We start from the raw sequence: 25698 nt of genomic DNA on the forward strand, positions 1-25698 counted from the left end.
AAAAGTTAAGGCTTGCTGATTTTACGCTTGCTGATTTCTTCGGTGACGACAAAAGCCAGCTCTTCATTGCCGAATAACGACAACACGCCGAGCAATGTTTCATCCGGTACTTCTCCCGACTCATCCTTAGGAACGGTTAAATCTATGGCGCGCTGCAGCGCTTCCCCTATCGTTTGTTCTGGATAAGCCCGCAAATACAGCTCTGACGGATCTATGTCATGGTTAACGCACCACTGGGCAAACACGAGAATCATCATTTCTTCATCTCGTTGATAGTTACGGATAACCTCTTCTTCGTACTCTTTTTGATTCATTGAAAAATCCCCTTTTAGACGGTAATATCAAACATAGGCTGTAATAACATTATATCGAAAGAACAGGTGTGTTCACAATGATAATGAATGAAAAGATTAAATCATCAGAAGTTCTGCTGACCGGTATAAACGGCGAGGATCTAGGCATTGTTGCGACCTCTGAGGCACTGTTGATGGCCCGAAAGCTCAAGGTGGACTTGGTATGTACGTCTCTGATGAGCAGTCCTCCGCCATGCAAGCTCATCGGAGCGGGGGCAGCCAAGCAGGAGGCTTTAGCGGAACGCAAGAAGGAGCATAAGCCCAAGCTGAAAGAAATTCGACTGACGCCGCAAATTGAGGATCATGATTATGAGACGAAAAAGCAGCAAGCGGAACGGATTCTAAAGTCTGGTGATGCTGTCTTGCTCGTAGTAAGCATTCGCGGCAAAGAGGGAGACAGGGCCAAGGAGCTGCTGGAAGCACTGTTAAAAGATTTAAACGAGGTGGGATGCAAGAAAACAGGTATTCAGCTAAGTGGCAAGCAAGCGATGGTTCAAATAGACCCGGTGTAAGGGACGGTTTTATTGAAGGGCTCGTATGAGGTGCGGGTCCTTTCTCTTTGCTTAATTATAGGAAAAAAAGAGACCCACAAGCAACGGGCTGTGGGTCTTTCAAATATATATATCAAAAAAGGGGGTCGAATATTAGTATAGCCCAGTTTCATTAAAGGAAGATGAATATTGTATTTCAGTTATATTACAATTTCTGTTGGATATGCACACGCAAGACAAGATTGTTATAATAGGTGAAACGGATCGTAACGTTATTTTTTCCTCAGGTTGCTGATTATAGGGTTTGGTTCATGCAGGAAGGAGTAATGGGGAATGTTTTATTTTATCGTAGTGCTGGTTGCTATCATTGATCAAGGCTTTAAATTATGGGTCCGAATGAATATGGATGTAGGTGAGTCCATCGTTATATGGAATCATATTCTGAACTTTACCCATTACCAGAACAGCGGAGCTGCAGGCAGCACCTTTCAGGGCTATGGCCGTTATTTTGTAATTCCTGCGGTTATCTTCATTGGATATATCCTGTATTCCCGCCGGAAGGGAAACCTCAAGGGTGGGCTTGTTGAAGTGGGGACTGCGTTTTTTGTAGGCGGAGCGTTAGGAAATGCAATAGATAGATTATTGTTCGGAAAGGTAACGGATTTCATTGATTTTCACATGGGTCATGGAATTCTGAACATTGCTGATAATGCCATCAATATTGGCGTGGTCGCGCTGCTGCTCGATGCATTGATAAGTGTGGTTAGGAGCAGGCGAAGGGCTAGTGTCTGAAGCTTGTTCGGGAGCATCGGGGTTGAATAAGGTTGAAATATACGTAAAAAAGAGCACTTCGTATCACTGAAATTAGTGGTGAGAAGTGCTCTTTTTATCACTCAACAGGTGCAAGCAGAATTCCAGATCCGCCTGCAGATGCTGCTGCATGAGCAGCTCAGCGGTTTGTCCATCCCTTGCATGAATGGCGTCATAAATTCTTTCGTGCTCATCGATCAAGAACGGCCGGTTATAGTAAACGACAGTACGCCGAAATAAATAAATGATGGATTGCATACGATCAATCATTTCTATCATCACCGCATTATTGCTGGCCTGCACGATAATTTCATGAAAGCTCTCATTGGCTCGCATAATTTCATCAATAGTTCCAGTCCTTCCAACCCTTACACATTCCTTAAGTAAAGCAAGCTCATTTTCATGTAAGTAAGTGGCCGCGCAGCGTGCTGAATAGCCTTCCAACAGGATGCGAACCTGGAAAGTATTCCGGAGGTCCTTCTCTGAAGGATTCACAACTTTTTTATTAGCAATGAGGCCTTCCTGCTCTAATTTTCGAATAGATTCACGAATAGGAGTACGGCTAACCCCTAATTCGGAGGCTAGTTTTTCTTCGACAATTTTGGTTCCGCGAGGAAGGGCTCCGCTTATTATCATTTCACGAATAATTTCATAAGATTGACGGTAAGCTGGACGGGATTTTTCATAGCTTTGTGACAAAAGGGTGCACCTCTTTGATCCAAAATCTTATCGCAATTCAAAGGATAATTATAAACTTATGTTTAACAAAAGTATAGACAACAAGTATTTCGCCCTAATTGTATCCGATTTTAATTAAATTGTATACAAAATTAATATTGACTGTATACAAAACTTTAGTTATTGTATCTGTGTATTCATTGATTCTGGAAACGTGGAGGGATGGAAAATGAAAAGAAATATCGGGTTTATCGGCTTGGGAATTATGGGCAAACCTATGACATTAAATTTGATTAAAGCTGGTTATAAGTTAACGGTATACGATATAAATCAGGAAGTCATAAATGAATTGGCCCTTTCTGGTGCAGCAGCAGCGGCCTCACCGAAGGAAGTGGGAGCAAATAGCGAGATTATTTTTACAATGGTACCTAATTCCGAGCATGTTAAGGACGTTGTGTTAGGCGAGAATGGGATTGTTAAAGGAGCCAAGTCAGGCGCAATCATTGTTGATATGAGCTCGATTACACCAGTGGCATCCAAGGCAATTGCAAGTGAAGCTGCGAAAAGCGGTATTGAAATGCTGGATGCTCCTGTAAGCGGAGGAGAGCCTAAAGCGATAGACGGTACTTTAGCAATCATGGTAGGCGGTAAGGAAGAAATTTTTGAAAGCGTCAAACCTATTCTTTACTGTATGGGAAAAGATGTAACCTTGGTAGGCGGTAACGGTTGCGGGACAACGGCCAAATTAGCTAATCAGATCATTGTAAATTTAAATATCGCCGCCATGTCGGAAGCGCTTGTTTTAGCAGCCAAAGCTGGTATTGACATAGATAAGATGTACCAAGCGATAAGAGGTGGACTTGCAGGAAGCGCTGTGCTTGACGCCAAAGTTCCTTTAATACTTGAAAGAAATTTTGTGGCTGGCGGAAGAATCGATATTAACCTCAAGGATATTACGAATGTTATGGAAACGGCCCATGAAATCGGTGTACCGCTGCCGCTATCCAGTCAGCTTCTTGAGATAATGCATGCCTTGAAGGTAGATGGCAAAGCAAGTCAAGATCATGGCGGCATTGTCCAATACTATGAGAAGCTTGCGAATACGGAAGTTAAAAGAGCTGAGGTGTAGAAAGTGTCAACCCATAGCGGAAAGCTGTCCTTTACTTCAATCCAACCTCATTTGCCTGCGGAATGGAAGGAAGTGAATTTGCGACCCTTAATTAAGCAGATGAATGAAGCGCCCCACAAGAAAATTATTGTGCTGGATGATGATCCGACTGGCGTACAAACCGTACATGACATCGATGTCCTGACTCAATGGGATAAGGAGCTTCTGCGGGAAACGTTCGAAAAGCAGGAGAACGTGTTTTATATTTTGACAAATACGCGAGGACTTGATGCTGCCGCAGCGGAACGCATAAATCGTGAAATTGCAGAGAATGTACAAGCAGTGGCCAGTGAAACGGGCACGAAGTTTGTTTTCGTCAGCCGCAGTGATTCTACATTACGGGGGTACTACCCACTCGAGACAGACACTTTATCAGAAACGATGAACCGCTTAACGGGAAAAGAGTATGACGGTCATTTGATCATTCCTGCTTTTTTTGAAGGCGGCCGCATAACCTACGAGAATACCCATTATATCCTCGATGGTGACACTATGCTTCCGGCACATGAGTCGGAATTTGCGAAGGATAAGGTATTTGGCTATAAGCAAGGCGATCTGACCAAATGGGTTGCAGAAAAAACGGAGGGCCGGTTCCAGCCGGAGGACTGTTTTGTCATCACCTTAGATCAGCTACGCAGTGGACCGGATGCTGTCGAAGAGGCCTTAATGAAGGTCCAAGGAAATAGACCTGTTATTATTAATGCGCTGTCTTATTCGGATCTGGATGTGCTGTCACTTGCGTTATTGCGAGCTGAGTCCAAGGGTAAGTCATTTATTTTTCGTACAGCAGCCTCTTTTGTTAAGTCCTATGGAGGGATACCTGATCTGGATTATTTACCTAAGGAGAAGTTGATAGCCAAAGGACAAGAGGCACATGGAGGGCTTATCGTTGTTGGCTCCTATGTACAGAAAACAACACGCCAATTGGAGCATTTGCTGAATAATTCGGACATTGTGCCTTTACAATTAATTGTTGAAAAGATTCTGGACCCGACGGAACGACTGAACGAATTGAAGCGGATTATTGACGAAGTTAACGAACGGCTTGCACAAGGGGAAAATGTTGTGGTCTATAGCAGCCGCAGGCTTGTAGCCGTGGATAACAAAGCAGAGAATTTGCAAATTAGCCGCACGGTTTCGACTGCCCTGGTACAAATTGTTCAATCTTTGAAAGCCGTTCCTAAATTTATAATCGCCAAAGGTGGAATTACCTCTAGTGATATTGCTACTAAAGGATTGAATATTCGCAAAGCAAGGGTGCTGGGACAAGTATCAGCAGGTGTACCTGTATGGCTGACCGGAGACGAAGCCAAATTCTCAGGAATCCCTTATATCGTTTTTCCTGGTAATGTCGGTACGGATGATACCTTATTGGATACGGTTCTGAAAATTGAAAGTTAAATTTGAGTGAGCTTAATCTACAGGTTAAAGGCTCATAGCTTACCCTGAAGTTACTAAATATCATTAAAATCAGTCCTTAAACTATTCTTTCTTTTTCTGTATGATATGAATGCAGCGCTAGGCTTGTAAAAGAATTCTAGGAGGTAATAACATGGATTATCGTTATATGGGGAAAACGGGGCTTCGGGTTAGCGAGCTTTGCTTGGGCGCAATGACATTTGGACGTGAAGCAACCGAGCAGGAAAGCTTTAACATTATGGATCATTTCGTCCAGGCAGGCGGAAATTTTATCGATACAGCTGATGTTTACAGTCTTGGATTATCTGAAGAAATAGTCGGCCGCTGGCTAAAACAAAGAAAACGGGACGATCTAGTTATTGCTACCAAAGTACGCTTTGGCATGGGCAGCGGCCCTAATGATGTGGGATTGAGCCGCAAGCATATTATGGCAGGTGTAGAGGCCAGCCTTCGTCGACTTGGTACCGACTACATCGACCTTTATCAAGTCCATGCATGGGATCCGAAAACTCCGCTGGAGGAAACATTAAGCACATTAAACGAATTAGTAAAACGCGGCTGGGTTCGTTATATCGGGGCAAGTAATTTTCGCGGCTGGCAGCTGCAAAAAGCCGTTGATCTCAGCAGACAGCATGGCTGGGAGCCGTTTGCATGCCTACAGCCTCAATACAATCTGTTATGCCGTGCGACCGAATATGAGATTCTCCCGGTCTGCGTGAGCGAAGGTATCGGCGTCATTCCTTGGAGCCCGCTCAGAGGAGGATGGTTAAGCGGCAAGTTCCACAGGGGTATGGATATGCCTCCTGAGGATTCCCGAGTGGCACAAGCGGATGCCAAGGGCTGGAGCGAATCATGGAAAAACTATAACAATGAATATACATGGAAGGTGCTCGATGCTCTCTTTGCAGTGGCTGAGGAGGCTGGCAAAACACCCGCACAAACGGCGATCAACTGGTTATTGCAGCGCGAAGGCGTGACCTCACCGATTATTGGAGCAAGGACCATCGAGCAATTGGAAAGCAACCTGAGCGCTTCCGGCTGGTCCTTAAGTGTTGACCAGATGAATCGTTTAAATGAAGCTACGGAGCTTCATGTGACTTATCCGTATGATAGCGGTGCGAACAGACAGCAGAGGGCGGGAAGAGAATAGTTATTCTTGGTCACAAACCTATACACACTGGGAGGAGTGATTGGATGGCAACCACCTTTGGGATTATCGGGAGCGGCTGGAGAACTGACTTTTATATGCGAATTATGGAGGCATTGCCTGAAAAATTTCGTGTAAGCGGCGTGGTAGTGCGAGGCGTTGAGAAAGGAAGAGCATTTGAACAGCGCTGGGGAGTCCCAACCTTCCGAACTCTTGAGGAGATGTTAAGCCAGACTGCTCCATCGTTTGTCGTTCTTTCCGTACCATGGGCGATGACACCTGATTTAATCAAAGAAATGGCGGATAGAGGCATCCCCGTATTATCGGAAACACCACCCGCACCCGATGTGGATCATCTGAACAAGCTGTATCATGAAATAAGTAAGGATGCCAGAGTGCAAGTAGCGGAGCAGTTTGCCTTTCAACCGCAGCATGCAGCTCGAATTGCGGTTGTGAAATCAGGTGTGCTGGGGACGGTTACCCAGGCGCAAGTTTCAGCCGCACATGGCTATCATGGAATGAGTATTATGCGCAGCTTGCTGGATCTTGGTTTTGCGGATGCGAAAATTCGCGGCTATAATTTTGCCTCACAGATTGTAAGCGGTCCGAACCGTGAGGGTGACCCCATTGAAGAGAAGATGGCCATGTCCAATCAAGTGTATGCGATTCTGGAATTCGATAATAAATTGGGCATTTTTGATTTTACAGGAGATCAATATTTTTCATGGATTCGTTCCTCACGATTGCTTGTACGCGGTGACAGAGGTGAATTGATGAATGATCAGCTGAAATATTTAAAGGATTATCAAACACCTGTCGAAATGAATTTAAAACGGTTGAACGCTGGGGAGAACGGCAATCTGGAAGGCTATTACCACAAGGGAATTTTGGCTGGTGATCAGTGGGTATATCGCAACCCGTTTATGCCGGGGCGGCTAACGGATGAAGAAATCGCCATAGCTACTTGCCTTCAAAAAATGGGTGAATACGTCGAGGGCGGACCTAGCTTCTACAGCTTGGCTGAAGCGGCGCAGGATCACTACCTCGGCATCAAGATCAAAGAAGCAGTGGATTCGGGTGAAACGGTCCAGACAACCAAGCAATCCTGGGCGCAGTAAAACCCCAGCTCCTATCCGATTGAGTTTGTTACATAGGGGGTTCCGTGTGAACCCCTTCTATGGTGATGATATATGCGTGACGATTTGGTGGAGATGGTATGCTTTTGTGTAGGCAGATTGATCAAAATCATTTATGAAAGCGCTTTAATAGTGATTGCGCGGATAACTCCTTATTTTTGTCCAAATGTATATTTGAATCGTATATTTTCATCGTACCGTTTGTTCCGGATAATAGGCTGTAGAGCGAATAAGGAGGTAATAACAGTAAATGACAACTCAATTGCGGTTTAGACAAGTACATTTGGATTTTCATACCAGCCCGGATATTCCGGCAATTGGTGCGGATTTCCATGCAGAAGAGTTTGCAGCATCACTGGAACAAGCCAGAGTGGACTCGATTACGTGTTTTGCTCGATGCCATCATGGCATGCTTTATTATGACTCCCAGGTGAATCCGGAGCGAATTCATCCCGATCTCAGCAATAAGAACTTACTAAAGGAACAGATTGAAGCTTGCCATAAGCGCAACATTCGTGTGCCTATTTACATAACGGTACAGTGGGATCATTTTACAGCTGAGCAGTATCCGGAATGGGTTGGCTTAGACGAGAAGGGCCACACCATCGGCACGCCTGTTTATGAAGCTGGTTTTTACCGTCATCTTTGCGTAAACACTCCATATCGGGAATTTCTGAAGCAGCATACGATAGAAATCCTCGAAATGTTTGGTGATGAGGTTGATGGACTTTTTTATGACATTGTAAAAACAGTTGATTGCTCTTGTAAATATTGTCGGGATGGTATGGAGAAAGCGGGATATGACCCGACGCAAGCCGCGGACCGGCTTAGCTTTGCAACAGAAATGATGGATGACTTCAAACGCGAGATGAGTGCTTTAATAAGAGAAAGAAATAAAAATTGCACGATCTTCTACAATAAAGGCCATATAGGTATTGCCGATAAAGCGACGGCTGGCGCCTTCAGTCATTTTGAGCTGGAATCTTTGCCGAGCGGCGGCTGGGGGTATATGCATTTTCCTTTGGCGGTGCGCTATGCGCGTACTTTGGGGCTCGATAATCTGGGGATGACCGGAAAATTCCACACATCATGGGGCGACTTTCATTCCTTCAAAAATCAGGCGGCATTGGAGTTTGAATGCTTCAACATGCTTTCCTTGAATGCCAAATGCAGCATTGGCGACCAGCTTGATCCGAATGGCAGAATCTCGGCTCCGGTATATGAGCTGATCGGTGCTGTGTACAGCCAGGTTGAGCGGAAGGAGCCTTGGTGCGAATATGCCACAGCGGTTACCGATATAGCTGTATTAACGCCTGAGGAGTTTAGTGTTAAGGAGCTTAGAATGCCTCCGGCGGCAATGGGGGTTACCCGCATGCTGCAGGAAAGCGGGCATCAGTTTGATATTATTGATAGCGGCAGCGATTTCTCCCGTTACAAGGTATTAATTATGCCTGATAATATCCCGGTTTCCGCACAATTTGGGAGCAAGCTTGATGATTATGTCATTGGTGGGGGAGCAGTGATTGCTTCTTTTGAGTCCGGGTTAAATGTGCAGGGAAGTGAAATCGGCTGGAGTAAGCTTGGAGTGAAGCTGAAAGAGCAGCAGACCCGTGATGAGGACGGGAATTTAGTTCGTGGCAAGCGCTACGCCAAAAATGATTATGTCGATTATATTTTGCCGCAGGGTGATGTCGGAGCAGGACTGCCGCAAACTGAGCATGCGATGTATCTTAAGGGCGTTGAAGTGGAAGCGTTGCAGGGAAGCGAACTGTTGTCTCCGGTTATCCAATCGTATTTCAACCGTTCCTACAAGCATTTCTGCTCCCATCGCCAGTCGCCTTCATCGGGTGAAGTGGAATACGCAGGTATTGTAAAAAATGGCAATGTGATTTACTTTGCGCATCCGATATTTAACCAGTACCAGCAAAATGCACCGCGTTGGTGCAAGCAATTGTTCTTGAACACCTTGAACATGCTGCTGCCTGAACCGGTTCTCAAGCATAATGGGCCAAGCACCATTCTGGCAACCGTGAATGAGCAATCGGCCCAAGACCGTTGGGTTGTTCACTTGCTTCATTATATTCCGGAGCGCAGAAGCGCCGACATCGATATCATCGAAGATGTCATCCCGGTTTATGATGTGCGGGTCAGTGTTCGAACAGCCGATAAGGTGAAAGCGGTAACTTGCGTGCCGGAACAGCAGCCCCTGTCCTTTACATTTGCAGACGGATATACGGAATTTGTGCTTCCGAAGCTGAACGGGCATCAAATGATCTCGATTCAATACTAAAAGGAATTGATCGTATTAAGAAGGGCCGTCCGGATCATCGGACGGTCCTCTTTTGTGTTCGCCCCGCCTACCTTTGTATGCGGGAAAGGGGGAACGAATTTGCGGCATGGGGCACGCATGTGTTTGCCGCCGTAATGCAACTTCGCCCCGCGCGCTGGGAGCTGCGCGCGGGGCGAATAGCTGTTTGGTAAAATTCGGCGGTTAGGACATACTGGCCGCATCCCCCCGGGGTTTCACCCGGGGGATCAATAAAGGGAGGGCACTCACACACTCCGCGCCCCGACCCTCTCGCTCTTGCGGAACTAGGATGCTCTAATTAGTCTAGCCCTCCAAAATTCATGAGGCACACGGAACTACGATGCGTTATTTCCTCTTGAAACTGCCGAAATGCCCCCATTTCCAGCAAATAAGGGATCGTACTTCCGTCTCACATGAATGTTCACGTGTGCAAGGAGAAATAGCGAATCCTAGTTCCTCTTCCTCCACTCTCTTGACAGTTGGTCGATACTGAAGCTTTTCGAAGATAACCTTTTTCCCCATTATCCATTGCCCCTCATTCGGTTAACCCCTGGTCAGTCATTTTCGGAAAATACTGAAAAAATTTACCCAGACTTATTTTAGTAGGAGCAGAGAGCTTCTCCAGGCTCAAATTCCACAAACCGGGGCTGCATCAGCATCCGGCTTTTTTGGAATAAAGGAAACAATTGCCTATTTCATGCGTCTATATGTTCAACAAAAGAATTGAACTAAGAACAAGGAGTGAACGGCTTGAGAAAACTTTGGATAACAGCAGTTATCTCGCTTCAAATGCTGTGGTGGTTGCCAGCCGGGCAGGTTAATGCAATCGTTCAGAAGCCGGAGCCCCTTCGAATCCCTCCGGTCATACTGCTGCTGGAGGATACACCTTATTACGATAATATAGAGAAGGATTATCCCGAGCATCCGGCAGGAATCCTTGCGCCGCAAGATGTTCAAGTGCTTGAAGGGCAGAATGGATGGATCAATGAACGCAACCGATGGAAAATCAAGACGTTATCCGGGGAAAAATGGATAGTGACGGAGCCGGGAACGTTCGACGTACCGCCTCCAGATACCATCACACTGCTTGAGGAAACATCAATTTATGGGTCAAAAAGCGAAAAGGGGGAACCGAATGCGGTCCTTTCCCCGCAAAATGTTCGAGTCGTCGGAGCAGATAAGCTATGGTTCCAAACAAAAGCCAAGGATGACAACGGTCGTGTATGGCTCAAAATTAGTACGACATGGCTCGGGGACCAGTGGATACACATCCCGATTGGTTCTGTCGGTTACACGCGGCAGGTTGACCGCAAGGAATATCTGATGAGCGCTGATGTATATGATAATCCACCGATCCATTACTTGCAGGCTAAGCAGGTTGGAGAAGTGCGTAACCGTTACGTTCACGTCAATGGGGAGTTCGTTACTGCGTTCGGAAAAGCCTATCGCATCCAAACTGACATTGGAGACAAGTGGGTAAACACCCAAGGCACGGAAATAACGGCTGCGAACGAGGAGGTAGAACTAAGAACAGAGACACCGTTGTTCTCTACGTTTTTGGACACCGGAGGGCAGCTTGCCATTTTACAGCCTCAGACGGTAACTGCTTTTGAGAAAATTATGGCCGATCCTGAAGGCCGGAAGGTTTGGTATCATGTCCGTACAGCGCAAGGGGAAGGCTGGGTCAATCGCTCGTTAAGTGCGCCTGAGAATGAAGTACCGATTAATATGGATATTTGGCTTCACACTCAGATCGCTTTATACCAATATCCGAATGGCCAGATGGTTAGGCGTTATGATCCACTCTCAGCACAGACGGTACACGCGAAAGCTTATTGGAATGACGAGTACGGCCAGACATGGTTCCGAATCGATTCTTATGCCGGCAAGGCGTGGATACGGACAGATCCGCGTCTCGATAAATTTCTTGAGCCCGATGGGAATTCCCGGCTGCAGATCACATTCAACTTTCCGCGTATGCTGCCGTATGTTCAATCCGAAAATAGGCTCCACGACTTTAATGAAGCTGACGTTGGATTTGTCAAAGATGGCATTTCATATCTAGCTGTCTCGCAGATAGCGAAATCGTTCAACTATAAACAGAGCGGCCCCAGCACGGATGGGTATATCACTTTAACTCCCGAGACGAGGTATGCCTTCAAAATCAAAGAAGGCGATACTAACGCGATAACCCTGTGGAATGGCCGCAAGGAAAGCACAGTATCATTGAAGGCTGCTCCTCAGCTTGTTAACGGCGAGCTATATTTGCAGGTTGCCGATGCTCAAACGTTATTCGGAGCCTATGTGATTCAAAGCGAAGGCATACCTGTGTATTATTTGGCTGAAAAGGAATATACGGTGGAAGCGCCGGAATGGCCGACTGCAACAAAGACGGCCCCATTCCAGGTCAAAGCTTATTTGTATGATCAGCCGGAGAAAAGCGATGCTCCTATGCCAATGCTATACGTTTATGGGCAGGGAGGTCCTGGTGATCCCCGTCAATATCAACCATCATCGCTAGCCGAAACGGTAATTAAGCTCGACCAAATGAAGTTATTTGAGCTTTCCGTATCCCCTAAGCTGCAATCGGGAATGAATGATCTTACAGTCATTCTCAAAGTAGGAGAACGAATTGTATGGAAGTATGAGCCTTCGATACAATCAAACGAGTAACTAAAGAGATAAGGAAGGGGCATTACCGATGAATCCCGTTTTCTTTGCAACACCATCACAGTTCCGCGCATGGCTTGAAGCTAATCATGATCAAACCCAGGAACTATGGGTTGGCTATTACAAGAAAGGAACAGGCAAGCCAAGTCTAACTTGGCCGGAGTCGGTTGATGAAGCGCTATGTTATGGCTGGATTGACGGTCTGCGTAAAGGGATAGACGACATCAGCTATATGATTAGGTTTACACCGCGGAAGAAAAGCAGTATTTGGAGTGCTGTAAACCTTGAGCGGGTGAAGGAGCTCTCCAGTCTTGGGCTTATGCGCCCGGAGGGGCTTCGTGCATTCGAAGCGCGAAAGCAGGATAAGTCTGTTATATATTCCTATGAGCAAAAGGTGGATGCCGAGCTGGGAGATGCTTATGAACAGCAGTTTCGTGCCAACAAGCAGGCATGGGATTTCTTTCAGTCTCAGGCACCTTCGTACCGCAAGACGGCGATATGGAAAATTATTAGCGCAAAGAAGGAAGAGACGAAACTCAGACGGCTTGTTGAGCTCATCCAATATTCAGAGCAAGGGCAGGCTATACCGTCGCTGACCTGGCAGAAAAAGAAGGAATAATCCCTAAAGCTTTAGCGTGCTATTGTCCAGAGAAAATGATGAGGATGGTGAAGGCTGTGAGGATACGTCGGTTTGCAGTTGCTGCATTGAGCGGATTATTGCTTTTTTCAGCAGCAGGTAGCCTGAAGGCGGAGGAAATGAAAGTAGGCGCTGTAATTGGCGAAGTGCTCTCAACAGACATTACAGCTTATGTAAATGGTCTGCCTATTCCTTCGATGAATATCGGAGGGTATACAGCTGTTGCGGTTGAAGACCTGCGAGGCTACGGCTTCGATGTTGCCTGGTCTCCTGAAACACGCAAGCTAAGCCTATACGAGAACGCAGCTAAGCTGAAGCAGACGTTGACAGTTCTAGGGGATGATTCTCACACGATCATCGGTACCAAGCTCAAGGATGTTGTATACACAGACATCAAAGCTTATTACGGAAATCAGGAGCATGGAAGCTACCTTCGCTCCTATAACATCGGCGGTACAACCGCTGTTCTGATCAATGATCTGGAGCCTTTCGGCTCGGTGCAGTGGGATGCGGAGAAACGAAGCATCAAGTATGATATGCAAGGCTATAAAGGTACTGACGGGAAGCTGGAGAACCCTCGTAAGCAAGGGGAGACATTGCGGCTTACTCAAACCTCCGATGTTGAAATGATGGTGGAATTTGCTGAAGATAAGCAATATGTTGGCGATAAGGAAGTCGGAATTGGCCAGGAGGGGGTGGCTTATTTCTCACTGTCGTATTTTGCGGAAGCGTTCGGATATAGCTTATCTAAAGCTGACGGCGGCTATTTCATGGACAATGGACTATATAGCATCAGGATTGAGCAAGGCGGAACGAAGGCTATTCTTTATTGGGGCGGAGCCAAGGTCAATGAATACAGTTTGTTAAAGCCGCTGCTGCTGCAAGGAGGCAAGCCTTATATGGCTTCCTATGATCATGAGCAGCTGTTCGGCTATACGGCCAAATGGAATCAGAATGACAGAGTTCTGGACATCTCCTATGCTAAATTTGACGTAGAAGATTATGGGCTGCCTAGGGAGGTTGGCGGGGATTCCCTCTCCGTGAAGGGTACTGTAAGATCAATTACTTTCGGGCGTTATCTTACACCTGATAAAATGAGGCTCAGCCTCGATAACAGCGGTATTTACGGCAACATGGCTTCGGCATGGGGCAGCGGAGAGGAGCCGGGCCTCTCCTTATTAGAGGCGCCAATCGCTCTGACGCTTGGCAGCAATCAGATCACGGAGACATTGCGATCGGGAGAACGAATCCTATACCGGACTGCCTACGAGGTGACCACATCGTTTAGCGCGCAGCCGCTAGTGCTCTATAATCCGGGCTTGAAGCTGGATAATGTAACCAATGGTTACATTCACAGCGATTCATCCCGCTTTGAACTTAGCGGAACGGCGGTTTCTCCGTTCCATGTTGTTCTTGCCAAGCAGGATGGCAAGAACGGCTTCGTTGAATTCCCTGCGAAGCAAACCGTGACCCCGGAAGAAAATGGACATTTCCGGGTAACGCTTGATCTGGCAGAAGGGGACGGATTGTATAAAGTGAAGTTGTATGTATCCGAGCTGCGTCCCAGAGCGGGACTCGTGAATATAGAGGCAGGATACTTCTATATCATGAACTCAACAACGCCATAATGACATTGCTGCAATTCAAGCAGTCAATCGATTGAAGCCGGATTAGCTAAGGAACCATTAACCTCTGCGGGGGAGGATTAATGGTTTTTTTGCTGTTCATGTAATTAAGATTTCTTGGCAGCGATCATGATGAGGAAAAATTAGTCTTTTTAATTCCAGAAGATTCTAGTAAGATTACCTTGAATCCTAAATCACACGGTAGCCCAATCAGAGCATCAACGTTGCGGGCAAGCAGGGGGAAATCGGCATGCTGTTTATGAATAAATACGTTAGTAAGTATTGGAAATTATTTTGTTTAGCTTTCCTGTGTTTGACGGCTGAAGCACTATGCGATCTGCTGCAACCGGCCATTATGGCCAAAATTATAGATATCGGAGTTGCCAACCAGAAGATGGACTATGTATGGCAAATGGGAGGCTTGATGCTGTTTATTACAGCAATGGGAGCATTGGCCGCTTCAGCACGCAATGTGGTTGCCACTCAAGTATCGCAAAGGTTTGGTGCCGAACTCAGATCAGACCTGTTCAGAAAAATACAAACGCTTTCTTTTCAAAATATCGATCAATTCGATCGTGCTTCGCTTGTAACCCGACTAACGAATGATGTAACTCAGGTGCAAAATTTTGTGAACGGCCTTATGCGTATTTTCGTTAAAGCACCACTGCTATGTATCGGGGCTTTGATTATGGCTGCGCGGCTGGATTCGCATCTGGCTATGATACTCGTCATTGTTGTTCCGATTGTTGGCGTGCTGATTGCTTTGAATATGAAGGTAGGCTTTCCTTTTTTTATGAAGGTGCAAAAGGCTCTCGACCGGGTAAACAGCGTAATGCGCGAATACTTGTCCGGAGTTCGGGTAGTCAGGGCGTTTAACCGATTCGATTACGAAGTTAATAAGTTTAATGACGCCAACCAGGAGTACCAAACCAGATCGAGAACGGCGATGCGTGCTATGGCTATTTTTAGCCCCGGGATAACCTTGACAGTGAACTTGGGGATTATTGCGGTCCTTTGGCTGGGGGGGCTTCGGGTCGATAACGGGCAGATGCAGGTCGGCACTACGATTGCTTTTGTTAACTATATGACACAAATTTTATTCGCACTTATGACTATTTCAATGGTCTTCAATATGTTCGTAAGGGCTAAGGCGTCAACAGGACGGATCGGTGAAGTGTTTGCGCAGGAGAACAGCATGGTATGGAATGAAGTTCCTGTACATCCTTTGCCTATAAAAGGAAGAGTTGATTTTGAACAGGTAAGTTTTCTGTACGAAGGCACGATGGAGCCTGTGATCAAAAATGTAACCTTTAGCTGCTTGCCGGGTGAGACCGTCGGAATTATAGGTTCAACCGGTTCGGGGAAGAGCAGTCTGGTCAGTCTGATTCCACGTTTCTATGATCCTAATTCGGGTGCTGTAAAAGTAAATGGGATTGATGTCAGAGAAATGGATCCCACAAAGTTGAGAGATAAAATCGCCGTCGTTCCTCAGAAAACCGTGCTGTTTACAGGGACCGTTCTGGAGAACATTCGGATTGGCAAGGAAGATGCCACGCTGGAAGAAGTGGAGCAAGCGGCGCGGATGGCCGATGCCCATGGGTTCGTTTCCTCCTTTCCTGAGGGCTACAATACGGTACTTGGGCAGCAAGGAGTCAATTTCTCCGGTGGTCAGAAGCAGAGAGTGTCGATAGCAAGGGCGTTGGTGCGAAAGCCGGAAATTCTTATTTTGGACGATTGCACGAGCGCAGTTGATGTGACAACAGAGGCTAATATTAAGGAAGCGCTAAAAAAATACGCGAAGGGCCTCACCTGCCTCATTATTGCTCAACGAATAACTTCCGTTATGGATGCGGATAAAATCATCGTGCTGGATCATGGGCAAATTGTTGGCATTGGCAAGCATGATGAGCTTATAAGGGATTGCGATGTTTATCAGGAAATTTTCCAATCACAGGTAGGTAAGGAGATGCAGAAAAATGGCTGAGCCGCATGAGCAATCGAAGGAACGCAAAGATCAGCCCGATATTCCGATGATGGGTCCGGGAAGGCCAGGCGCAGGCTTTGGCAATCGAGCCAGAGGAGTGGTCGTTAAGCCCAAAAACTTTAAGGGTACATTAAAACGATTATGGTTTTACATGGGGAAGGAAAGAAAATGGCTGTCCATTGTCTTTCTGTTTATATTAATCAACTCGGCGATTACTCTGTCAGCGCCTTATCTTATTGGTGTTTCCGTTGATGCGATGGCTGAGTCCAGCGGAGTCAATTTCAAGCTGCTTGAGATCATGATTATTGCGCTTGTGGTTGCCTACATTGCGGATGGCCTGCTTACCTTCCTGCAGGGCTGGCTGATGGCTGGTGTATCTCAGCGGATTGTTATGCATCTGCGGCGGGCGCTGTTTGAAAAGCTGCAAAAGCTGCCCTTGTCCTATTTCGATTCTCGCAGGCACGGCGAGATTATGAGTCGCTTATCCAATGATATCGATAATGTAAGCAACACACTGTCCCAGTCAATTGCCCAGCTGATGTCGGGATCGATAGCTATTGTTGGTTCATTGATCATGATGCTCGTGCTCAGCCCCACGCTTACATTGGCAAGCTTGATCACAGTGCCGTTGGTTTACTTGCTTGCCCGAACGATAACTAAAAGAACGAGTGTGTTGTTTAAGGAACAGCAGGTACAGCTCGGCAAGCTTAATGGACATGTTGAGGAAACGATCTCAGGTATTCATGTTGTTAAAGCATTTAACCACGAGGATAAAGCGATTAAGGAGTTTGATGAGGTCAACGCCAGACTGTGCGAAGTCGGGGTGAAGGCGCAAATATGGTCAGGCTTTCTTATGCCGCTGCTCGCAGTCATCAACAATATTGGATTTACAGCGGTTGCAGTGGTAGGCGGTGTTTTGGCCGTAAAAAGCCTCATTACTGTCGGCATTATAGCCAGCTTCCTGAGCTATTCCAGACAATTCGTCAGGCCCTTGAATGAGATTGCTAATATTTTCAACATTTTGCAATCCGGCGTGGCCGGTGCAGAGCGGGTGTTTGAGGTGCTTGATGAACAGGAGGAGCCTGAGGATTCACCGGAAGCTATTGTGCTGGACAATCCCAAAGGGCAGGTAGTGTTCGAAAATGTCAGCTTCGGCTACAGACCCGATGTTCTTATATTGAAAAATGTGAGCTTTGTGTCCGATGAAGGCAGCAGTACAGCGTTGGTCGGGCCTACAGGAGCAGGCAAGACGACTATCGTAAATTTGGTTACACGATTCTATGATGTTACGGGCGGGAGAATTCTCATCGACGGCATTGATATAAAGCAATATACGCGAGATAGCTTAAGAAAAGCTTTCGGTATCGTGCTTCAGGATACGTATTTATTCTCTGGAACGATCAAGGAGAATATCAAGTACGGCAAATCCGATGCCACGGATGAGGAGATCGAAGCAGCGGCGGCAATGGCTAATGCGGATGCTTTTATAAAAAGGCTGCCTAATCAGTATGATACGATGCTATCGGAGAACGGCGGGAATCTCAGTCAAGGACAGCGGCAGCTGCTTGCTATCGCAAGGGTCATACTGGCCAAGCCGTCCATCCTCATACTTGATGAAGCAACGAGCAGCATCGATACTCGGACAGAGCTGCACATCCAGGACGCCCTGCTGAACATTATGAATGGGCGCACGAGCTTTATCATCGCACACAGGCTCAACACAATACGCGATGCCGATACGATCATGGTCATTGACCGTGGTGCTATTGTTGAGAAGGGGGCACATGATCCGTTAATCAGGGAGCAAGGAACGTATTACCGGATGTTTTTTAACCAGTTTAAAAATATCGAAGGTGCGCTGGATTAAGACCTGTTTTCAAATGAGATATAAACAAATACTGTCGAGGTGACTATGAATAAGCATACCCACTTAGGTGTCTATGGTGTACTGGTGAAGGATAACAGGCTGCTGCTGATCAAGAAGGCCAGGGGTCCGCATACGGGGAAATGGGATTTGCCAGGTGGCTCGGTTGAATTCGGGGAGGAGCCTTACCGGACATTGCAAAGAGAATTTCTTGAAGAAACAGGTATTTCTGAATTGAGAGGTACTATTAGAACGGCAGTTTCGTATACTCTTATTTATCCGTACAAGCAAGATGAGCTGGAGGAGCTGCACCATATCGGAATTATTTATGACGTTGAATTAATAGATGATAATTTCGTTCTGAAAACAGATGGCGATGATCAAGACTCCTTGGGCGCAAGATGGGTGGATATAGAAACGGTTGAAGCTGCTGTGTGCGGAGAGTCCGATGATTCAACAGTTGATCCAACGGGTTGTGGCAGCTTCCAAGTCACTCCCTTTGTTAAGGAGGTCATTCGTGCAAGCCAATAATCGAATCGAAACCATCAGAGACGGTGAGCGAAAATATCATGAAGCCTGTTATGACAATTACAAGTTGTTCGAAGCAGGCTCCTGGCTGCATAAGCCGGTTAAGACTGTTATGGAGACACTTAAGCAATTTGAGGAATATGGTGAATTAACCGTGCTGGACCTTGGCTGCGGCGTAGGTAGAAACAGCATACCGTTAGCTGAAAGCATCAAATCGCGAAGCGGTGTAATGGTCTGCGTGGACCTACTTGAATCTGCGTTAAGCAAGCTGAAGAGCTATAGCAGTGAGCATGGGGTTAGCGATTATATAGAAACGGCTTTATCCGACATTGGTAACTATGAAATTGCTGCTAACCAATACGACTATATTGTGGCTGTATCGGCTTTGGAGCATGTCGCATCCGAGCAGCAGCTGGTTCAAGTGCTGGGAAGAATGGTACACGGAACAAAGGCGAATGGAATTAACTGCATCATTATGAGTACTAATATCGAAGAAATTGAGATGGATTCAGGAATCCAATTAGAACCGCTTATGGAGCTGAATATGACAACAGGAAAAGCGGAGGAGCTGCTGGCCTGCGCTTATAAAGGATGGAAGGTTTTATACACGACGGTAAAGCCTTTGCAATTCAACATAGAGCGGAATGGAAGCAGTGTAATTCTCAAAAGCGACTGCTGGATAATGGTGCTTAATTTAAGGTGCTTAGCGTGGATTAGCTGTGAGGGTAAAAAAGACGTTCGTCCGGAATAAGTAATTCCAGACGGACGTCTTCTTGTGTTCGGGGATACGTTCAAGCTTCAAACAGCAGCAGCTCTTGCGCTGCAACTAAAGCTTGCGTACGGGAAGAGACGCCGAGCTTGCTATAAATACGGGAAAGGTACACCTTTACGGTGCCTTCCGTTAATGCCAATGCTTCGGAAATTTGCCGATTCGAGGCTCCTTGTCTGAGAAGTTTAAGAATGAATAGCTCTTGCTGGCTGAGTGGTTCTATCAGGGCGGTGTCTTTCCGATCTTGAACTTGTGGAAATAACGCGAGCAGCCTTTGCACGTATTCAACTGTGACTCCTTGCCAGTCACCGTTTTGAACATCCGTTTCTCGTTGATATACATAGGTCTGCAGCAGCTTCGCCATAGACTTGCCTTCGTCCAGGAAGGTGCGGATGTAACCATTCGCCTCTCCAATAACGAGCGCCTCATGCAAATAACGCAGCGCAGCGAGTCGCTGGCCTCTTTGGAGCTCGACGAGTGCTTGCAGGCAGCTAATTTCCGCCATACTAAGCTGGCATTGCTCTTTTGAAGCCTGCAGCATCAGTTGCTCCAGCAATCTTGTTGCCTCAGCTTCTTTAGCTTGTGCGCTCAGAAAACGGGCGAGTGTAACATATTCAAACATCCGGTTGGAAGCGGGCCTGTCGCTAGCTGCCAGATGGAGTCCTGCCATTTCCCTTTTAGCAGGGGCCATTTGCGTTTCCTGCAAATAAAGGCGTACCCGGAAGGCGCGTAAAGGGTGAAGCCAGTAATATTCAGAGATCCGACCCATAGTGTGAATCGCTTCGTCTATAGTTTCGTGAGCGAGGCGGTAATTCCCTTTTGAGGCTTGAATGCGGGCAAGTGTTATGCGGTTAGGAACGAATAGGCCGGGTATTTGTTCGAAACGGACCGATCGTTCCACTTGACGCACAAGCTTTAGGCATTCATCCAGGCGATTCCATTCATAATAGCCTTCGCAGAGCGATTGAACTACATATAAGTTAATAAGCGAATTGCTCCAGCCATGAGATTCCAGAACCGCTGTAAATCTCAATGCAATTGCTTCTGTATCAGAGGAAAGGCTCCCTTTTAGCCCAAAAGCTGTACGCCTTACTAAAGGTTCGGTCATATTGTAATTAAAATTATAGAATAAGGGGTTTTCCGGTAACTCCCCATCTAATTTTTCCGCAGCAAACTCATACCATTGTTCATAATTACCGCTGTAAAAAACAAGGTTTGATTTGACGAACAGCAAGCCGCTTAAGATTTGTTTGCGTTGATCCATGTCCACAGCTGCTAATTGCTGCTCGATCTTATCGAGAAGAACCGCCGCTCGGTCGCCCTGTCCCGTCATCACAAGCAAAAAGGTATGAAGCAGCGACATATCAGCAGAAAGCTCCGAATGTGGGGAAATAGCTTCTATCCAGTGTAATAAGGTGGAAAGCTCTCCGCGTTTCAGAACTTCAGCTGCATAGGAGTTCAACAAACGGGCAGCAGATATATAATGCTCTCCGAGGATGGCATGCTCAATAGCTCTATCCAGTAATCCACGTGCCGCGAAATGACGGCTGGCCGATTGGTTGCTCTTCAGCCACCGGCCTGTATCGCTGCGTTTCAATAGATTCCGCAAAAAATCCGAGAACAAATGGTGATAACGAAACCATGTATTATGCTCATCGAGCGGGATTACGAACAGGTTTAGGGCTAGCAGCCTTTCGAGCATTTCCCTGCTTCCCGCTTGGTCAGTAACAGCTTCGCATGCTTCCGCATCCATTCGTTCGAGCACACAGGTTTGCAGCAGGAAAGCATGGATAGGAGAAGGAAGCTTGGTTAGAACCTCTTGAAATAAATAATCAGCAACATTTCGGTGATATCCATTAAAGCTGCCGATATATTGATCGTAATTAGTATTGGAGCGAAGGGATATTGAGGCCAATTGAAGCCCGGTTATCCAGCCTTCTGTCTGTTGAAACAGCTTTTGTATGTGCTCGGAAGTCAGCGGCAGGGGAACAACTTCCTGATAGAAGGATTTAGTCTCCTCCACCGTAAACTGAAGCTGGAGAATATCGATATGATTAAGCTCTCCACGAGCAAGCCATTTGGATGCAGAAAAAGGAATCTCGCTGCGGCTGGCTATTATGACATGGAGATGCTGCGGCAAGTAATCGATAAAATAGGAGAGGCTGTCATGAATGGGCTGCTGGGAAATTTCGTGGTAATCATCGAGAACCAGCACTATCGGACTGGAAAAGGTGCACAGCTCATTAATCAAAGCATCAATGAAGGTTTTCACCGATAAGCTTGGAAGCAGCGGAGTAAGATATGATAGGCGTACTCCTAGCTCCGAAGCATTAATAGCGGTTAAAGCTTCCATAATATAACGCCAAAAACGGATCAGATCATTATCAGTTTCATCCAAAGAAACCCAAGCGGTTGAGTGCTCGCATTGATGAATCCATTGGCTTACAAGGGTCGATTTGCCGAATCCTGCCGGTGCGCAAACTGTAGTTAGGCGGCCCTGCAAGCCTTGTGTAATTGTACGGATTAAACGTTTTCGAACCAGCAGGTTTTCCCTGAGCGCGGGAAGGCTTATTTTTGTTTGTAGTAATATTTGATTGGAAAATGAAGCCATTGGTCCTCCTTGGAGTTTTGCCGCAGCAAAGCGTGTATCACATGTATGGACAGAATTTGCTGAAGCAAAGCGTGTATCGCATGTATGGACGAATATTTCGTAAAGAAAGCTTGTCTAGCCTATCATTTTTCCTTTTTATTCTATGATTCTATGTTAATTATACTGTATTTTCGACAGGAAGATGTTGTAAATTAGCTTTTAGTAATCCTCCAGATCATTGCTTGACTCTCTCCTCACCATCACCCCCGCATAAAATCCTGCGAATATGCAGTTATTTTCTAACGAAATTGGCTATATGAGGAATGAAACTGCAAAAGTACATCAATTTTAATGCAATGTCGTTAGGTCTAAACCAAGAATGAGAAAAAAGATGCACATTTGCATGAATTCCAAAAGACTGCCGATAAGAGGGTCAAAAGGATGTATAGAATACAGGTTTTTGGCGGAGGTAAGGGGGAAGACAGTAGCTTCGAATCGAAAATCACCTAAAGGACGAATTTTATTTTCAACGATTCATTCCGGATCAAGCCTATTAAATCCATGATACAATGGGGAAATAAATGCCATATGGAGTTGATAAGGTTATGGAACAGCAGGTAGATAGGCTTTTTGGAGAATTTGTATTGTGGGAAGCGGCGGAGAAATTCGGGTTGAGTCGGGAACATGCCAAGAAACTGGGCGATTTTGAAAACTATGTCTATGAAATGCATAACCAGCAGGGAGAGGCTGTCATCATGAGGCTGACCCACAGCAGCCACCGATCGGAATCAATGATTGCCGCAGAGCTGGACTGGATTTACTTTCTAATAAGTAAAGGTCTGAGCATTCCCCGCTGCTATGAGTCGTTGCTTGGTAAGAGAACAGAAAAGATAATAGTTGAAGATTCCTATTTTACAGCTGCTGTTTTTCAGAAAGCAGAAGGCAAGCGAGCCGACTTTCATAATCCAGCAGAGTGGAATCAGCAGTTGTTTGGGGAGTGGGGACGACTAATCGGTCAAATGCATCGTGCGACAATCGGTTATCAGGTCACAGATCTTGATGGTGTATCCAAGCGGCCGGAGTGGTATGAAGACGATCTGCTGCTGGAAGCCCGGCGGTCTGTGGGCGAAGGTGAAGAATATGTACTGCAGAGCCTGGAGGAAGTACTGAAGCATTTGCAAAAGCTTCCGCAGGATAATCGTAGTTATGGCTTGATCCACACGGATATGCACCAGGGTAATTTCTTTGTGGCGGATGGGCGTATTAGCGTGTTTGACTTCGATGATTGCGCCTATAATTGGTTCATTCATGACATTGCGATCCCCTTATATTATTCTGTAAGTTGGGCTGTTCCAGCTGCTTATGAAGGAGGCAGGAATGCATTTGCAGCTGAATTTTTCAAGGCGTTCTGGAATGGCTACCAAGAGGAGTATAGTTTGGATGCCGCATGGCTGCAAGAGCTGCCTTATTTTCTAAGGCTTCGGGATATTACTCTTTATTTGGTTATTCATAAAAAGGTAGAACCGCATACGATGGACAGCAGGATGAGAAGCTGGATGGATGAAATTAAAGGCCGTCTGAAGCAAAATGTCCCTATAGTTGAGCTGGATTGCTTAATATAGAGGCATGGTCATAACAAGCAAATAATAGCCAATTACCGAAGAAAGAGCTTCTCTTGAGGATAAAAAAGGGTTATAGTCAAGCTGTAGCCTGACTAGTTTGCGCGTGTCTATCTGTCGGTTTCGTACTAGAAAATCTCTGAGGAGGAACAACATGTCCACTGTCCAAATTCAACAAACGGTCCCTGATTTCACCCTGCCGGCTTCGAACGGAAAGGATGTATCGCTAAGTGATTTTCGGGGTAAAAAGGTCGTCATTTATTTTTATCCCAGAGACATGACTCCGGGTTGTACGAAAGAATCATGCGAATTCAGAGATTACAACGGCCAATTTGCAAGTCTGAATACAGAAGTAATTGGCATCAGTCCAGACGATATTGCCTCACACGATAACTTTATAGCGGAATACCAGCTTCCGTTCCTGCTGCTTTCCGACGTTGACCAGAAGGTATGCAATGAATTCGGAGTTTGGAAACTGAGGGAAAGAGATGGACAGCAGTTTTACGGTGTGGAACGGTCTACATTTCTTATTGATGAACAGGGTGTATTAGTGAGAGAATGGCGCATAGTTCAGGTGGATGGCCATGTTGCAGAAGTACTGGAAGCTGTTAAACAGGAATCCATGCAGTAGACGGCTGTAACGGCAGCCTTTAATCATTCAATTAAATAATTCAAAAAACTGCTTCAGCGTCTTCCTGTGTTAAGGAGGACGCTGTTTTTGTGCCATACTTTAACCTCACAAGACACTGCTGGCATTGTATCCGCCTTGCATATTTGCTCTATGCTCCGACATTCAGCCATAACTTCAAGCCTTGGCGAGCACTTGCTCCGCCATACGGTCGGCAGCCAAAGAAGTGCATATTCCCCCAGTTTCGGACATATGGAATACGCTCATGATTGTACTATATATGCGCTCTACCCGCCTCTTGGCATAGGGGGCATCAAAGCCTCCCAAATCTACTGCCGTTGTGATCAAGCCTCCGGCATTGATAACATAATCGGGTGCATAGAGAATGCCTGCGCTATGCAGAGCTTCTCCATGTCTGTCTTCAGCGAGCTGGTTATTGGCTCCTCCTGCGACGATTTTACACTTTAGCCGGGGCAGCGTCTGATCGTTAAGAATGCCACCAAGTGCACAAGGGGCGAATACATCGCAAGCTTCACTGAATATATCATCAACCGGAACAGATCGGGCTGCAAAAGCACTCACAGCTTTTTTCACGCGGTCTGGATTAATATCGGTAACGACTAATTGAACACCAACTTCATGCAAATATCGGCACAGAAAGTAGCCTACTTTTCCAAGTCCTTGCACAGCAACGGTTTTATCCTTCAGCAGCTCCGAGCCATAGACCTTCCCAACAGAAGCTTTAATCCCAAGAAAAACTCCGTATGCCGTCATTTCAGCAGTGAACTCGCCGAATGCACCCAGAGAACCTGTTACATCTGTCACATACTCGGACTCTATATTTACCCAATCCATATCTTGAACGGTTGTTCCCAAATCAATTCCTGTAATATAACGGCCTTGCAGCTTTTGAATGAACTGGCCCAAGGAGCGAAATTTAGCCATAGATTTATCCTTGTTCGGATTCCCGATAATGACGGCTTTTCCACCGCCGAATTGAAGTCCGGATACAGCAGCTTTGTAAGTCATTCCTTTAGCCAGCCTGAGAGCGTCGGTTACAGCCTCTTCTTCCGTTGCATATTTCCACATCCGGCATCCGCCCAGAGCGGGTCCGAGCTTTGTATTATGGATCGCGATGATTGCCCTGAGCCCACTGCTGGGGTCCTGACAGAATACCAGCTGTTCGCATTGAAATTTTTCCATTTCGTCTAATATAGACATTTGAAATCTCCCCCTTTTGATTACAAAGAATCTGGGAAGCTTACTCGATATCG

20 protein-coding genes are annotated in these 25698 nt (G+C 46.2%); 16 read left to right on the plus strand and 4 right to left on the minus strand.

The window, feature by feature from the left end; all coding sequences use genetic code 11:
• Positions 1–5 precede the first annotated feature (5 nt).
• Positions 6–314, minus strand: a complete 309-nt coding sequence (locus tag NV381_RS08785; RefSeq protein WP_258212898.1) for a hypothetical protein — start codon at positions 312–314, stop codon at positions 6–8.
• Positions 315–391: 77 nt separating this feature from the next.
• Here NV381_RS08785 and infC point away from each other — a divergent pair, with 77 nt between their 5' ends.
• Together infC and lspA are read left to right on the plus strand one after the other, a co-directional pair.
• Positions 392–865: a translation initiation factor IF-3 gene (gene infC, locus NV381_RS08790; RefSeq protein WP_258212899.1), complete on the plus strand. Its 474-nt coding sequence runs from the start codon at positions 392–394 to the stop codon at positions 863–865.
• A gap of 312 nt (positions 866–1177) precedes the next feature.
• Complete coding sequence (lspA, locus tag NV381_RS08795; protein ID WP_258212900.1) at positions 1178–1636, plus strand: signal peptidase II; 459 nt, start codon at positions 1178–1180, stop codon at positions 1634–1636.
• Between the two features lie 72 nt (positions 1637–1708).
• Here lspA and NV381_RS08800 read toward each other — a convergent pair whose 3' ends face one another.
• Positions 1709–2353: a GntR family transcriptional regulator gene (locus tag NV381_RS08800; RefSeq protein ID WP_258212901.1), complete on the minus strand. Its 645-nt coding sequence runs from the start codon at positions 2351–2353 to the stop codon at positions 1709–1711.
• A 208-nt stretch (positions 2354–2561) separates the two neighbouring features.
• Here NV381_RS08800 and garR point away from each other — a divergent pair, with 208 nt between their 5' ends.
• The 12 genes from garR (at position 2562) to NV381_RS08860 (ending at position 19569) form a co-directional block, all read left to right on the plus strand.
• Complete coding sequence (garR, locus tag NV381_RS08805; RefSeq protein ID WP_258212902.1) at positions 2562–3461, plus strand: 2-hydroxy-3-oxopropionate reductase; 900 nt, start codon at positions 2562–2564, stop codon at positions 3459–3461.
• Positions 3462–3464: 3 nt separating this feature from the next.
• On the plus strand, positions 3465–4901 hold the full coding sequence (locus tag NV381_RS08810) for a four-carbon acid sugar kinase family protein (RefSeq protein WP_258212903.1): 1437 nt from the start codon (positions 3465–3467) through the stop codon (positions 4899–4901).
• 151 nt (positions 4902–5052) lie between these two features.
• Positions 5053–6069, plus strand: coding sequence for an aldo/keto reductase (locus NV381_RS08815; protein WP_258212904.1), 1017 nt, complete (start codon positions 5053–5055; stop codon positions 6067–6069).
• Between the two features lie 44 nt (positions 6070–6113).
• A complete protein-coding gene (locus tag NV381_RS08820) occupies positions 6114–7184 on the plus strand; it encodes a Gfo/Idh/MocA family protein (protein WP_258212905.1) in 1071 nt (356 codons plus the stop codon).
• A 268-nt stretch (positions 7185–7452) separates the two neighbouring features.
• Positions 7453–9492 (plus strand): alpha-amylase family protein, encoded by a 2040-nt coding sequence (locus tag NV381_RS08825; protein ID WP_258212906.1) that lies wholly within the window; start codon positions 7453–7455, stop codon positions 9490–9492.
• A 768-nt stretch (positions 9493–10260) separates the two neighbouring features.
• Positions 10261–12183, plus strand: coding sequence for a hypothetical protein (locus NV381_RS08830; RefSeq protein ID WP_258212907.1), 1923 nt, complete (start codon positions 10261–10263; stop codon positions 12181–12183).
• A 28-nt stretch (positions 12184–12211) separates the two neighbouring features.
• Complete coding sequence (locus tag NV381_RS08835; RefSeq protein ID WP_258212908.1) at positions 12212–12799, plus strand: YdeI/OmpD-associated family protein; 588 nt, start codon at positions 12212–12214, stop codon at positions 12797–12799.
• 56 nt (positions 12800–12855) lie between these two features.
• Complete coding sequence (locus NV381_RS08840; protein ID WP_258212909.1) at positions 12856–14445, plus strand: copper amine oxidase N-terminal domain-containing protein; 1590 nt, start codon at positions 12856–12858, stop codon at positions 14443–14445.
• A gap of 247 nt (positions 14446–14692) precedes the next feature.
• The gene (locus NV381_RS08845) at positions 14693–16426 is read left to right on the plus strand and encodes an ABC transporter ATP-binding protein (RefSeq protein ID WP_258212910.1); all 1734 of its coding nucleotides are present in this window, start codon (positions 14693–14695) and stop codon (positions 16424–16426) included.
• A 46-nt stretch (positions 16427–16472) separates the two neighbouring features.
• Positions 16473–18293 (plus strand): ABC transporter ATP-binding protein, encoded by a 1821-nt coding sequence (locus NV381_RS08850; protein ID WP_258213011.1) that lies wholly within the window; start codon positions 16473–16475, stop codon positions 18291–18293.
• 45 nt (positions 18294–18338) lie between these two features.
• The gene (locus NV381_RS08855; protein ID WP_258212911.1) at positions 18339–18821 is read left to right on the plus strand and encodes an NUDIX hydrolase; all 483 of its coding nucleotides are present in this window, start codon (positions 18339–18341) and stop codon (positions 18819–18821) included.
• Positions 18808–19569: a class I SAM-dependent methyltransferase gene (locus NV381_RS08860; protein WP_258212912.1), complete on the plus strand. Its 762-nt coding sequence runs from the start codon at positions 18808–18810 to the stop codon at positions 19567–19569. The genes NV381_RS08855 and NV381_RS08860 overlap by 14 nt, the downstream gene beginning before the upstream one ends.
• Before the next feature lie 40 nt (positions 19570–19609).
• On the opposite strand, the gene NV381_RS08865 is transcribed toward NV381_RS08860, so the two are convergent.
• Positions 19610–22198, minus strand: coding sequence for a LuxR C-terminal-related transcriptional regulator (locus NV381_RS08865; protein WP_258212913.1), 2589 nt, complete (start codon positions 22196–22198; stop codon positions 19610–19612).
• 560 nt (positions 22199–22758) lie between these two features.
• Here NV381_RS08865 and NV381_RS08870 point away from each other — a divergent pair.
• Both NV381_RS08870 and bcp read left to right on the plus strand, forming a co-directional pair.
• Positions 22759–23799, plus strand: coding sequence for a phosphotransferase enzyme family protein (locus tag NV381_RS08870; RefSeq protein ID WP_258212914.1), 1041 nt, complete (start codon positions 22759–22761; stop codon positions 23797–23799).
• A 151-nt stretch (positions 23800–23950) separates the two neighbouring features.
• Positions 23951–24427, plus strand: a complete 477-nt coding sequence (gene bcp, locus NV381_RS08875) for a thioredoxin-dependent thiol peroxidase (protein ID WP_258212915.1) — start codon at positions 23951–23953, stop codon at positions 24425–24427.
• 174 nt (positions 24428–24601) lie between these two features.
• Here bcp and NV381_RS08880 read toward each other — a convergent pair whose 3' ends face one another.
• Positions 24602–25645, minus strand: coding sequence for a Leu/Phe/Val dehydrogenase (locus NV381_RS08880; protein ID WP_258212916.1), 1044 nt, complete (start codon positions 25643–25645; stop codon positions 24602–24604).
• Between the last annotated feature and the right edge of the window lie 53 nt (positions 25646–25698).

The organism is Paenibacillus radicis (ex Xue et al. 2023) (assembly GCF_024722015.1).
GTDB lineage: Bacteria > Bacillota > Bacilli > Paenibacillales > NBRC-103111 > Paenibacillus_S.

Coding starts and splice junctions, on each gene's coding strand:
- NV381_RS08870 (WP_258212914.1), top strand. CDS start 22,759: ATGCCATATGGAGTTGATAAGGTTATGGAACAGCAGGTAGATAGGCTT.
- NV381_RS08865 (WP_258212913.1), bottom strand. CDS start 22,198: ATGGCTTCATTTTCCAATCAAATATTACTACAAACAAAAATAAGCCTT.
- lspA (WP_258212900.1), top strand. CDS start 1,178: ATGTTTTATTTTATCGTAGTGCTGGTTGCTATCATTGATCAAGGCTTT.
- garR (WP_258212902.1), top strand. CDS start 2,562: ATGAAAAGAAATATCGGGTTTATCGGCTTGGGAATTATGGGCAAACCT.
- NV381_RS08785 (WP_258212898.1), bottom strand. CDS start 314: ATGAATCAAAAAGAGTACGAAGAAGAGGTTATCCGTAACTATCAACGA.
- NV381_RS08835 (WP_258212908.1), top strand. CDS start 12,212: ATGAATCCCGTTTTCTTTGCAACACCATCACAGTTCCGCGCATGGCTT.
- bcp (WP_258212915.1), top strand. CDS start 23,951: ATGTCCACTGTCCAAATTCAACAAACGGTCCCTGATTTCACCCTGCCG.
- NV381_RS08845 (WP_258212910.1), top strand. CDS start 14,693: ATGCTGTTTATGAATAAATACGTTAGTAAGTATTGGAAATTATTTTGT.
- NV381_RS08850 (WP_258213011.1), top strand. CDS start 16,473: ATGATGGGTCCGGGAAGGCCAGGCGCAGGCTTTGGCAATCGAGCCAGA.
- NV381_RS08825 (WP_258212906.1), top strand. CDS start 7,453: ATGACAACTCAATTGCGGTTTAGACAAGTACATTTGGATTTTCATACC.
- NV381_RS08880 (WP_258212916.1), bottom strand. CDS start 25,645: ATGTCTATATTAGACGAAATGGAAAAATTTCAATGCGAACAGCTGGTA.
- infC (WP_258212899.1), top strand. CDS start 392: ATGATAATGAATGAAAAGATTAAATCATCAGAAGTTCTGCTGACCGGT.
- NV381_RS08820 (WP_258212905.1), top strand. CDS start 6,114: ATGGCAACCACCTTTGGGATTATCGGGAGCGGCTGGAGAACTGACTTT.
- NV381_RS08815 (WP_258212904.1), top strand. CDS start 5,053: ATGGATTATCGTTATATGGGGAAAACGGGGCTTCGGGTTAGCGAGCTT.
- NV381_RS08855 (WP_258212911.1), top strand. CDS start 18,339: ATGAATAAGCATACCCACTTAGGTGTCTATGGTGTACTGGTGAAGGAT.